We start from the raw sequence: 11,657 nt of genomic DNA, 5'->3' as shown, positions 1-11,657 counted from the left end.
GGGCGACACTGCCCACGCCGCCGCCCAGGGCCGCCAGCGCGCCGCCGACTGGCACGGGCTCGACTGGCCGCAGACCCTGGAAAAACTCGAAGTGCTGGTGGAGCCCTATGTCCAGCGCTACGACCAGCTGGCCGACCAGGGCGACGACGACGACCGCGACATCCTCGACGACCTCGCCGAGCACGAGCATGCCCTGCTGGAATTCACCCGCCTGGCCCGCGACGGCCAGATCAACGCGGCCAAGGCCGCCATCACCCGCCTGCTGGCCGTACCGGCCTGAACCTGAGTGGAGAAGCCCATGGCGCTCTCGCCCTTTCACCTGGCCATTCCCGTCCATGACCTCGCCCTGGCCCGGCGTTTCTATGGCGAAGTCTTCGGCCTCGCCGAGGGCCGCAGCAGTGCCCAGTGGGTGGACTTCGACTTCTTCGGCCACCAGTTGGTGATCCACGAACACCCGCGCACCGCCAGCCAGGAGGCGGCGCACACCAACGCGGTGGACGGCCATGACGTGCCGGTGCCGCACTTCGGCGTGGTGCTGCCGTGGGAGGACTGGGAGCGCCTGGCGCAGCGGCTGCGTGAGCGCGGCACGCAGTTCGTCATCGAGCCTCACGTGCGCTTCCAGGGGCAGGTGGGCGAGCAGGCGACGCTGTTCCTCTTCGACCCCTGCGGCAATGCCCTGGAATTCAAGGCCTTCAAGGACATCGGCCAGTTGTTCGCGCGTTGACGTGCGGCTTCCGGCTGGAAGGCCGGAAACCGCTGATCAAGCGTGGAATTACCCTTCAATTCAAGTGGAAACTTCCTACATAGCACTTCCCTAGCCACTCCTAGGATGGCGCCCGTCTCTCCCGCTCACTACCAGGTGACTCGACGTGCGCCCTCTCCGCTGGATTCCGTTCTACCTGCTCTGTGCCCTGACGGCGCCCTTCGCGCTGGCCGACGAGTTCGATACCCCGGACTGGCGCCGCTACGAGGCCCCGGCCGTCGACCGGAGCTTCCTGCCCGCCGCCGGAGCGGCGGTGCGCGCTGCCACTGCTCGGCGCAGCGAGGAGTCCGTGCGGGTTTCGCGGGGGCATGAACGTCCAGGGGCCATCGCGCAACTGCGCCGCGAAGTGCGGCAGCGCTTCAGCCCGGTGGATACCTCGCGCATCGTCGCCCGCGCCCACGAGCTGATCGGCACGCCCTATCGCTGGGGCGGCCAGAGCGAGGAAGAGGGTTTCGATTGCAGCGGCCTGCTGGTCTATCTCTACCGCAGCATCGCCGACCGCAAGCTGCCGCGCACCACTGCCTCGATGATCGCCCAGCGCCAGAACCGGGTGGACCGCGACGAATTGCAACCGGGCGACGCCGTGTTCTTCAACCACAACGGCGAAGGTGCGACCAGCCATGTGGGCCTGTACATCGGCGACGACCGTTTCATCCACGCACCGAGCACCGGCAAGACCATCCGCATCGATTCGCTGGGGAACAGCTACTGGCAGCGAAGCTACACCACCGCCCGACGGTTCAGCGGCTGACCGGACACGAATTCCGCTACGCGTCACTGATCAGGCATCAATCAGAAAATACCTACAGAGACTTGCACCGTCCCCACGTTCAATCATCCGGCGGGATTTCTAAGATGGCGGCCCTTTTCATTCACCCGTCACCCCGATGTACCCCAGATGCGCCCCCTGATTATCCTGAGCACCGCCCTGATGCTCGCCCTTTCCGTCACGTCGGTCGAAGCCCGCGAGACGAAGACCGCTTCCCTTCACAAAGCCGGCGCAAAACTTTCGCGCGCCGCGCAGGGCAAGATCGTCAATCGCAACAATGTTCGCCAGCACCTCGGTGCCAGACAGCCAGTGCAGGCCAGCCGGCACAAGCTCAACTCCGGCAGCAACTCGCGCGTGGTGGAACGCGCCCGCGAGCTGATCGGCCTGCCCTACCGGTTCGGCGGCAGCACCGTGGCCAGTGGCTTCGACTGCAGCGGACTGCTGGTCTACCTGTTCCGCACCGAAGCGGGGATGAAGCTGCCCCGCACCACCGGCGAAATGATCGACAGCGACAGCCTGCGCATCCACCGCGACGAGCTCAGACCCGGCGACGCGGTGTTCTTCAACCGCAATGGTCGCGGCAACGTCAGCCACGTCGGCCTGTACATCGGCAACAACCAGTTCATCCATGCCCCGAGCACGGGTGGACGCATCCGCCAGGATTCCCTGGACAACCGCTACTGGGAACGCAGCTTCACCACCGCCCGCCGTTTCAACGGCTGACAAACCCTTGCAAGAGGCTCGCGATGCCCGGCATCCAGGTCGAGATCATCCGCTACACCGAAGAGTGTTTCCCCGGTTGGGCCGAGTGCCGGCTGATCGATGCCGAGGGCCGCGACTGGCGCTTCCTGAAGAAGCGCTCGGCGGTCATCCACGGCCCGGACGACGGCCGCCTGCCGGCCAGCGGTCGCATCGCCTGCGAAGTGCTGGAGCGCCGCGGAGGCACGGTGCTGGTCAGCACCGTGCTGCCGCGCGGCATTCGCTCACTGGACGGCGAGAATCGCTTCCGTATCCCCTTGAGCGCCCTCCACGAGGACTGACCTGGCGTCAGTCCCGCTTGGCCTGCCCTTCCTCGGCGATCCTCGCCGCATCCCAGCCCCCGCCCAGGGCTGCGATCAGCTGCACGCTGGCCGTCAACCGGCTGCCGGTGAGAGTCAGCAGCGTACGTTCGTTGGACAGCGCGCTGGTCTGGGTGGTGACCACATCGCTGTAGTCGATAGTGCCGGCCTTGTACTGGTTGGTGGTCAGGCGCAGCGCCTCGCGGGCGGCATCCAGCGCCTCCTGCTGCACGCCGCTTTCCTCTTCCAGCACCTTGAGCTGGACCATGTAGTCCTCGACCTCGCGGAAGCTGTCCAGCACGGTCTGCCGGTAGCTGGCCACCGTCTGGTCGTAGCTCGCCTCGGCCTGTTCGACCTGGGAGGCGATCAGCCCGCCGTCGAACAGGGTCATGGCGAACTGCGGGCCGATGGACCAGTAGCGGTTGGGCGTCTCGATCCAGTTCTGGAAGCTGCCGCTGCGGTAGCCGCCGGCGGCGGTGAGGGTCAGGTCGGGGAACCAGGCGGCCTTGGCCACGCCGATCTTGGCGTTGGCGGAGATCACCTGGCGCTCGGCGGAGGCCACGTCCGGGCGGCGTTGCAGCAGCTCCGACGGCAGCAGCGCGGGCACATTCGGCAGGCTCGGCACGCCATCGACGGCGGCCAGGGAGAACTGCGCCGGCGGCACGCCGACCAGCACGGCAATGGCGTGTTCCAGTTGCGCCCGCTGGTACTTCAGGTCGATGGCCTGGGCTTCGGTGCTCTTCAGCTGGGTACGCGCCTGGGCGACGTCGGCCTTGGTGACGATGCCGGCGTTGTACTGGTTCTCGGTGAGCTTGAGCGAGCGCTGGTAGGCCGTGACCGTGTCGTTGAGCAGCTTGATCTGCTGGTCCATCACGCGCAGTTGCAGGTAGTTCTGGGCGAGCTGGGACTGCAGGGAAAGACGCGAGTTGGCGAGGTCCGCCGCACTGGCGTCCATACTCGCGTTGTCGGCTTCCAGCTGGCGACGCAGCTTGCCCCAGAGGTCCAGCTCCCAGCTCACACCCAGGCTCGCCGAATAGCTGTTGCTGATCGAACTGCTGCCACCGCCGCTGCTGACGGTGGAGCCGTCCGGCAGGCGCACGCTGCCGCCGCTGCCGGTGCCTTGCCCCGAGCGCGTCTTGCCGACGTCGGCGCTGATGGTGGGGAAGAAGGAGGACCGCGCGCCCTTGGCCAGCGCCTGGGCCTGGCGGTAGGACGCCAGCGACTGCGCCAGGGTCTGGTTGGCAGCCACCAGGCGGGTCTGCAGGTCATTCAGCGTGGCGTCGCCGTACAGCTCCCACCAGGCGCCGTGGTTGAAGCCGTCCTGCGGCTTGGCCAGTTGCCAGCCCTCGCCCTCCTTGAAGCTGGCGGGCACCGTCAGCTCGGGGCGCTGGTAGTCCGGGCCGATGGCGCAACCGGCCAGGGCCACTGCCAGGGCCAGAGGGAGAAGTGAGTGGGAGCGAATCATACGGGTGTCTCCAGGGCGCCATCGGTGCGCACGCCGCGCTTCTGGTTGACCCAATGGCGCAGGCGGTCGAGGTAGAGATAGACGACGGGGGTGGTGTACAGGGTCAGCAACTGGCTGCCGATCAGCCCGCCGACGATGGTCATGCCCAGCGGGCGACGCAGCGCGGCGTCGCCGCCGATGCCGAAGATCAGCGGCAGCGCACCGAGGATGGCGGCCAGGGTGGTCATCATGATCGGCCGGAAGCGCTTCATCGCCGCCTCCAGGATCGCGTCCCTGGGCGACAGGCCCTGGGTACGTTCGGCGTCCAGGGCGAAGTCGATCATCATGATGGCGTTCTTCTTCACGATGCCGATCAGCAGGATCACCCCGATCAGCGCGATCAGCGACAGCTCGGTGCGGAACAGCATCAGCGTGAGCAGCGCGCCGACGCCCGCCGAAGGCAGCGTCGAGAGGATGGTCAGCGGGTGCACGTAGCTCTCGTAGAGGATGCCCAGCACGATGTAGACCGACACCAGCGCCAGCAGGATCAGCCAGGGCATGTCGTTCTGCGTGTCCTGCACCGCGCCGGCGTTGCCTTCGAAGGTCGCCTGGATTTCCATCGGCAGGTGGATGGGTTCCACCGCCGCCAGGATCGCGTCGCGGGCCGGGCCGATCTGCGCGCCCTGGGCCAGGTTGAAGGAGAAGGTGGTGGCGGCGAACTGGCCCTGGTGGTTGACCTCCAGCGGCGCGCGGCTCGGCTCGATGTGGGTGAAGGCCGAAAGCGGGATGCGCTGCCCTTCGCTGTTGATCACGTAGACCTGGCGCAGTTCTTCGGGCGTCTCCTGGTAGGGCTGGGCGACTTCCATCACCACGTGGTACTGGTTCAGCGGGTTGAAGATGGTCGAGACCTGGCGCTGGCCGTAGGAGTTGTTCAGCACCGCGTCCACCTCGGCGACGTTCACCCCCAGGCTGGCGGCGCGGTCGCGGTCGATCACCAGGCGGCTCTGCACGCCCTTGTCCTGGGCATCGCTGTTCACGTCGACGATCTGCGGCACCTTGTTCATCGCCGCCTCGACCTTGGGCGCCCATTCGCGCAGCAGCGTGAGGTCGTCGCTGCGCAGGGTGAAGTCGTATTGCGCGTTGCCCTGGCGGCCGCCGATGCGCACGTCCTGGCCGGCGACCAGGAACAGGTTGGCGCCGGGCACCTCCGCCAGCTTCTTGCGCAGACGGTTGACGATGGTCTCGGCGGAGTCGCGCTCGGTGATGTCCTTCAGGGTGACGAAGAAGGAGCCGGTGTTGCTCGACTGCCACTTGCCGCCGCCGACGAAGCCCACCACGTTCTCCACGCCCGGGTCCTCGGAAAGGATCCGGCGGAACTGCGCCATCTTCTTGTCCAGCGCCTGGAACGAGATGCTCTGGTCGGCCACCGCGAAGCCGCGCAGGCGCCCGGAGTCCTGCTGCGGCAGGAAGCCCTTGGGCACCACCACGAACAGGTACAGGTTCAGCGCGATGCAGCCGAGCATGATCATCACCATCAGCCGCGAGTGTTCCAGCGCCCAGCTCAGGCTGGCGCGGTAGCGCTGCATGAAGGCGACGAAATAGCGGTTGCTCTGGCGCTCCACCGAGGCCTTCTTCGGCCCTCGTTCCATGGGCTTGAGCAGGCGTGCGCAGAGCATCGGCGTCAGCGTCAGGGACACCACCAGCGACACAAGGATGGCCGCCGCCAGGGTCACCGAGAATTCGCGGAACAGCCGCCCGGTGATGCCGCCCATGAGCAGCAGCGGGATGAACACCGCCACCAGCGACAGGGTCATCGACAGCACGGTGAAACTCACCTCGCGCGCACCACGGATCGCCGCCTGGATCGGCGGGTCGCCCTCCTCGATGCGCCGCGCGATGTTCTCCACCACGACGATGGCATCGTCCACCACGAAGCCGGTGGCGATGATCAGCGCCATCAGCGACAGGTTGTTCAGCGAGAAACCGCACAGGTACATGACCGCGAAGGTGCCCACCAGCGACACCGGCACCGCGAGGCTGGGGATCAGCGTGGCGCGGCCGTTGCGCAGGAACAGGTAGACCACCAGGATCACCAGCACCACGGAGATGATCAGGGTCAGCTCGGCCTCTTCCAGCGAGGAACGGATCGACGGGCTGCGGTCGTCCATCACCGACAGCTTCACCTGCGGCCCGAGCACGTCCTGGATGATCGGCAACTGCTCGTGGATGGCGTCGGTGGCTTCGATGATGTTGGCGCCCGGTTGCCGGGTGATGATCAGCAGCACCGCCGGCAAATCGTCGGAAAAGCCGGCGTTGCGCACGTCCTCTACCGAGTCGGTGACCTTGGCGACGTCCTTCAGGCGTACCGCCGCGCCGGTCTCCGCGTTGTAGTGGACGATCAGCGGGGCATACTCGCTGGCCTTGCGCAGCTGGTCGTTGGAGTCCACCTGCCAGTGCCGCTCGCCGAACTCCAGCGAGCCCTTGGGCCCGTCGGCGTTGGTGTTGTTGATGGCGTTGCGCACGGTGTCCAGGGAGATGCCGTACTGGCTGAGCTGGTCCGGATTGACGTCGACGCGCACCGCCGGCAGCGAGGAGCCGCCGATACTCACCTGCCCCACGCCTTTCACCTGGGCGAGCTTGGGCGAGACGATGGTCGAGGCCAGGTCGTACATCTGCCCGCGGGTGTAGGTATCCGAGGTCAGGGTGAGGATCATGATCGGCATGTCCGACGGGTTAGCCTTGCGGTACGTCGGGTTGTTCGGCATGCCCGAGGGCAGCAGGCTCATGGCCGCGTTGATCGCCGACTGCACCTCGCGCGCGGCGCCGTCGATGTCCTTGGACAGGTCGAACTGGATGATGATGGTGGTGTTGCCCAGGGAGCTGCTGGAGGTCATGTCGGTGACCCCGGCGATGCGTCCCAGCGAGCGCTCCAGCGGCGTCGCCACCGTGGAGGCCATGGTTTCCGGGCTGGCGCCGGGCAAGGAGGCCTGCACCAGGATGGTCGGGAAATCGACGTTGGGCAGCGGCGCCACCGGCAGCAGGCTGAACGACAGCGCGCCGGCCAGCATCAGCGCCAGGGTCAGCAGGCAGGTGGCGACCGGGCGCAGGATGAACAGGCGAGACAGGCCGCCCATCAGCCACGCTCCGCCGGGTCGATGCTGTTCACCTCCAGGCCGTGGCGCTGCCGCCAGTTGGCCCAGCGAGCGGCGAGGCGGTCGAAGTACAGGTAGATCACCGGCGTGGTGAACAGCGTCAGCAGCTGGCTGACCAGCAGGCCGCCGACCATGGTGACGCCCAGCGGCTGGCGCCGAGCAGCGCGGCCATGGTGGTCATCAGGATCGGCCGGAAGCGCAGCAGGCACGCCTGGTAGATCGCCTCATGGGGCGGCTTGCCCTCGTTGCGTTCGGCGTCCAGGGCGAAGTCGATCATCATGATCGCGTTCTTCTTGACGATGCCGATCAGCAGGATGATGCCGATGATCGCCACGATGCCGATGTCCTGCCCCGAGAGCATCAGCGCCAGCAGCGCGCCCACGCCCGCCGAGGGCAGCGTGGAGAGGATGGTCACCGGGTGGATGAAGCTCTCGTAGAGGATGCCCAGCACGATATACATGGTGACGATGGAGGCCAGCACCAGCAGCAGGGTGTTGGACAGCGAGGCCTCGAAGGCCTGCGCCGCACCGCGGAAGCTGCCCTGCAGGCTGACGGGCATGTCCATCTGCGCCTCCACGTCGCGGATCGCCTGCACCGCCTCGCCGAGGGCGACACCCTTGGCCAGGTTGAAGGAGATGGTCGCGGCCGGGAACTGGGCGATGTGGTTGACCGCCAGCAGCGTATGCCGCTCCTCCACCTTGGCCAGGCTCGACAGGCGCACCTGGGTGCCATCGCTGGACGGTACGTAGAGGTTCTCCAGCGACTGCGGGCCGATCTGGAATTCCGGCGCCACTTCCAGCACCACGCGGTACTGCGTGGCCTGGGTGAAGATGGTGGAGATCAGCCGCTGGCCGAAGGCGTTGTACAGCACGCTGTCGATGCTAGACAGGCTCACGCCCAGGCGCGAGGCGGTGTCTCGGTCAATGTTGATGTAGGCCTGCAGGCCCTTGTCCTGCCAGTCGGTGGCCACATCGGCCAGCTCCGGCAGTTGCTGCAGGCGATCCACCAGGCGCGGCACCCAGTCGGCGAGGACGTCCGGGTCGGCGTCCTGCAGGGTGAACTGGTACTGGGTACGGGCGATGCGGTCTTCGATCGTCAGGTCCTGCACCGGCTGCATGTACAGCTTGATGCCGGCGATCTGGTCCAGCTCCGGCTGCAGGCGATGGATCACCTCGCTGGCGGTCACGTCGCGCTCGGCGTGAGGCTTGAGGTTGATCAGCAGGCGCCCGGTGTTGAGCGTGGCGTTGGTGCCGTCGACGCCGATGAACGAGGACAGGCTTTCCACCGCCGGGTCCTTCAGCACGATCTGCGCCAGGTCCTGCTGGCGGCTCGCCATGGCCTGGAAGGAGATCGACTGCGGCGCCTCGGCGATGCCCTGGATCACCCCGGTGTCCTGCACCGGGAAGAAGCCCTTGGGCATGAAGATGTACAGCAGCGCGGTGAGCACCACGGTGGCGATGGCCACCAGCAGGGTCAGCGGCTGGTGGCGCAGCACCACGCGCAGGGCGCTCGCGTAGCGCTCGATCATGTTGTCGATGAAGCGCCCGGCGGCGCGGGCGAAACGTCCTTCCTTCTCCGGCTCGACGTGGCGCAGCAGCTTGGCGCTGAGCATCGGCGTCAGGGTCAGGGAAACGAAGCCGGAAATCAGGATCGCCACCGCCAGGGTGATGGCGAACTCGCGGAACAGCCGGCCGGCTACGTCGCCCATGAACAGCAGCGGGATCAGTACGGCGATCAGCGAGAAGGTCAGCGAGATGATGGTGAAGCCGATCTGTTTCGAGCCCTTGAGCGCAGCCTCCAGCGGCTCGTCGCCCTGTTCCAGGTAGCGCGCGATGTTCTCCACCATGACGATGGCGTCGTCTACCACGAAGCCGGTGGCGATGGTCAGCGCCATCAGCGTCAGGTTGTTGATCGAGAAGCCGGCGAGGTACATCACGCCGAAGGTGCCGATCAGCGACAGCGGCACGGCGAAGCTGGGGATCAGCGTCGCGGAGATGTTGCGCAGGAACAGGAAGGTGACCATCACCACCAGGCAGACGGCGAGGAACAGCTCGAACTGCACGTCCGCCACCGAGGCGCGGATGGTCGTGGTGCGGTCGGTGAGTACCGTCACTTCCAGGCTGCCGGGCAGGGTCGCCTGCAATTGCGGCAGCATCTTCTTGATGCTGTCCACCACCTCGATGACGTTGGCGCCCGGCTGGCGCTGGATGTTCAGCACCACCGCCGGCGAGGTATTGGCCCAGGCGGCGAGGCGCACGTTCTCGGCGTCGTCCTCCACGCTCGCCACGTCGCGCACGCGCAGCGGCGAGCCGTTCTTGTAGGCGATGATCAGGTCGCGGTAGGCGTCGGCGGACTTCAACTGGTCGTTGGCGTCCAGGGTCGAGGAACGGGTCGGCCCGTCGAAGCTGCCCTTGGGGCCGTTGAGGTTGTTGTTGGTGACGGTGGTCTGCAGGTCCTCCAGGCTCAGGCCGGCGGCGGCGAGTGCGCCGGGGTTGGCGCGGATGCGCACGGCCGGGCGCTGGCCGCCGCTGATGCTGACCAGGCCGACGCCGGAAATCTGCGAGATTTTCTGCGCAAGACGCGTATCCACCAGGTCCTGGATCTGCGGCAGCGGCATGTCCGGGGACATCACCGCCAGGGTCAGGATCGGCGCGTCCGCCGGGTTCACCTTGCTGTACACCGGCTGGTTCGGCAGGTCCTTGGGCAGCAGGCTCTGCGCGGTGTTGATCGCCGCCTGGACTTCCTGCTCGGCGACGTCGAGGTTGATCTGCAGGCTGAACTGCAGGGTGATCACCGAGGCGCCGCCGGAGCTGGTGGAGGACATCTCGTTGAGGCCGGGAATCTGCCCCAGCTGGTTCTCCAACGGCGCGGTCACCGAGGAAGTCATGATGTCCGGACTGGCGCCGGGATACAGCGTCACCACCTGGATGGTCGGGTAGTCCACTTCCGGCAGCGCCGAGATCGGCAGGAAGCGGTAGGCGATGATCCCCGACAGCAGGATCGCCACCATCAACAGCGTGGTGGCGACCGGCCGCAGGATGAACAGGCGGGACGGGTTCATTCGCTCTTACCGCTGTCCTGGACCGGCGTGTCGGAACCGAACGGCTTGGCGGTGGACTTGTCGCCCTCCTCGCCGGCAGCCGCACGGGCCTTGGCGTCGGAGACGGCGATATTCATGCGGGTGCCGTCGCGCAGGCGGTCGGTGCCCTCGACGACGACACGATCACCCTCCTTCAGCCCCTCGGTGACGACCACGCGCTCGCTTTCGCTGGTGCCCAGGGTGACCAGTTGGCGCTTGGCCTTGTTCTCCTCGCCGACCAGGTAGACGTAGGTGCCGTCGTTGCCGCGCTGCACGGCGTTGGCCGGAATGGTCAGCACGCCCGGCAGGGTCTCGGCGAGCAGGCGCACGTTGACGAACTGGTTGGGGAACAGCTTGTGGTCGTCGTTCTCGAAGCCGGCCTTGAGCTTGACGGTGCCGGTGGTGGTGTCGATCTGGTTGTCCAGGGTCTTCAGCACGCCGGTGGCCAGGGTCTGGTTCTGGTTGCGGTCCAGCGCCTCCACCGGTACCGGCTTGCCGCTGTAAAGCTCGCGGGCGATGGTGCCCAGTTGCTGCTGCGGCAGGCTGAACACCACGGAGATCGGCTTGACCTGGGTGATCACCACCAGCGGCGTGGTGTCGCCGGAGGTGACCAGGTTGCCCACGTCCACCTGGCGCAGGCCGACGCGGCCGGAGATGGGCGCGCGCACCTGGGTGAATTCGAGGTTGAGCTTGGCGTCGGCGACCTGGCCCTGGTTGGTCTTCAGGGTGCCTTCGTACTGGCGGACCTGCGCTTCCTGGGTGTCCAGGGTCTGCTTGGCGATGGAGTCCTCGGCGTACAGGCCCTTGTAGCGGGCCAGGTCGATTTGAGCGTTCTTCAGTTGCGCCTGGTTCTGCAGCAGCGTGCCCTGTGCCTGGTCCAGCGCGGCCTGGAACGGACGCGGGTCGATCACCGCGAGGACGTCGCCGGCCTTCACTTCCTGGCCCTCCTGGAACGGCACCTTGACCAGCTGGCCGCTGACCCGCGCACGGACGTTGACGGTGTTGTAGGCGGTCACCGTGCCCAGTGCGTGGTAGTGCACCGGCAGGTCGCCTTTCACCACAGGAGCCACGCTGACGGTCACCGCCGCGCCGCCCTGCCCCGCGGCCATCTGCCCCGGACCCGGTCTTCCGCCGCGTCCGCCCTGGGCCGCCGGCGCACCGGTCGACGTCGAGTGCAGCCACATGATCAGCCCCACCACCGCGGCGAACAGCAGCGCGGTGATGAGCCAGGGGCGCAGTTTGCGGAGTTTGGAGGGCGATCCGTTGCTTGCAGTCATGGGGCTCTGTCTTTTGAAAAGGGGCGTGGCGCAAAGAAGCGAGAATAGCGAGGCTGAACGATAAGCACAGCCGCGCCGCAGGCAAAGTCTCTTTACCCGCTATTTACCTTGGATT

At 66.8% G+C, this 11,657-nt stretch carries 8 protein-coding genes and 1 pseudogene; 5 read left to right on the top strand and 4 right to left on the bottom strand.

The genetic code is table 11. From position 1 onward, the window contains the following. From ACCC94_RS13270 to ACCC94_RS13250, 5 genes are all read left to right on the top strand, one after another. Positions 1–280: hypothetical protein (locus tag ACCC94_RS13270; RefSeq protein ID WP_413349912.1), on the top strand; the 280-nt coding region annotated here is incomplete at its 5' end. An 18-nt stretch (positions 281–298) separates the two neighbouring features. Further along, positions 299–724 carry a VOC family protein gene (locus ACCC94_RS13265; protein ID WP_413349911.1) on the top strand — a complete coding sequence of 142 codons (426 nt, stop codon included), beginning with the start codon at positions 299–301 and terminating at the stop codon, positions 722–724. A gap of 145 nt (positions 725–869) precedes the next feature. Further along, complete coding sequence (locus ACCC94_RS13260) at positions 870–1,514, top strand: C40 family peptidase (RefSeq protein ID WP_413349910.1); 645 nt, start codon at positions 870–872, stop codon at positions 1,512–1,514. Between the two features lie 147 nt (positions 1,515–1,661). Continuing rightward, positions 1,662–2,255 (top strand): C40 family peptidase, encoded by a 594-nt coding sequence (locus tag ACCC94_RS13255; protein WP_413349909.1) that lies wholly within the window; start codon positions 1,662–1,664, stop codon positions 2,253–2,255. 23 nt (positions 2,256–2,278) lie between these two features. After that, positions 2,279–2,572: a hypothetical protein gene (locus ACCC94_RS13250; protein WP_413349908.1), complete on the top strand. Its 294-nt coding sequence runs from the start codon at positions 2,279–2,281 to the stop codon at positions 2,570–2,572. A gap of 7 nt (positions 2,573–2,579) precedes the next feature. Here ACCC94_RS13250 and ACCC94_RS13245 read toward each other — a convergent pair whose 3' ends face one another. From ACCC94_RS13245 to ACCC94_RS13230, 4 genes and pseudogenes are all read right to left on the bottom strand, one after another. After that, positions 2,580–4,055 carry an efflux transporter outer membrane subunit gene (locus ACCC94_RS13245; RefSeq protein WP_413349907.1) on the bottom strand — a complete coding sequence of 492 codons (1,476 nt, stop codon included), beginning with the start codon at positions 4,053–4,055 and terminating at the stop codon, positions 2,580–2,582. Then, complete coding sequence (locus ACCC94_RS13240; RefSeq protein WP_413349906.1) at positions 4,052–7,168, bottom strand: multidrug efflux RND transporter permease subunit; 3,117 nt, start codon at positions 7,166–7,168, stop codon at positions 4,052–4,054. Before ACCC94_RS13240 ends, ACCC94_RS13245 begins: the two co-directional genes overlap by 4 nt. Further along, positions 7,168–10,247 (bottom strand): annotated as a pseudogene (locus ACCC94_RS13235) (MdtB/MuxB family multidrug efflux RND transporter permease subunit). The gene ACCC94_RS13240 and the pseudogene ACCC94_RS13235 overlap by 1 nt, the downstream one beginning before the upstream one ends. Beyond that, positions 10,244–11,542, bottom strand: coding sequence for an MdtA/MuxA family multidrug efflux RND transporter periplasmic adaptor subunit (locus tag ACCC94_RS13230; RefSeq protein WP_413349905.1), 1,299 nt, complete (start codon positions 11,540–11,542; stop codon positions 10,244–10,246). The pseudogene ACCC94_RS13235 and the gene ACCC94_RS13230 overlap by 4 nt, the downstream one beginning before the upstream one ends. Between the last annotated feature and the right edge of the window lie 115 nt (positions 11,543–11,657).

Source organism: Pseudomonas sp. Pseusp97 (assembly GCF_047304025.1).
Classification (GTDB): domain Bacteria; phylum Pseudomonadota; class Gammaproteobacteria; order Pseudomonadales; family Pseudomonadaceae; genus Pseudomonas.
The sequence above is the reverse complement of the archived record's forward strand: the minus strand, read 5'-3'. Positions and strand labels throughout refer to the sequence as shown.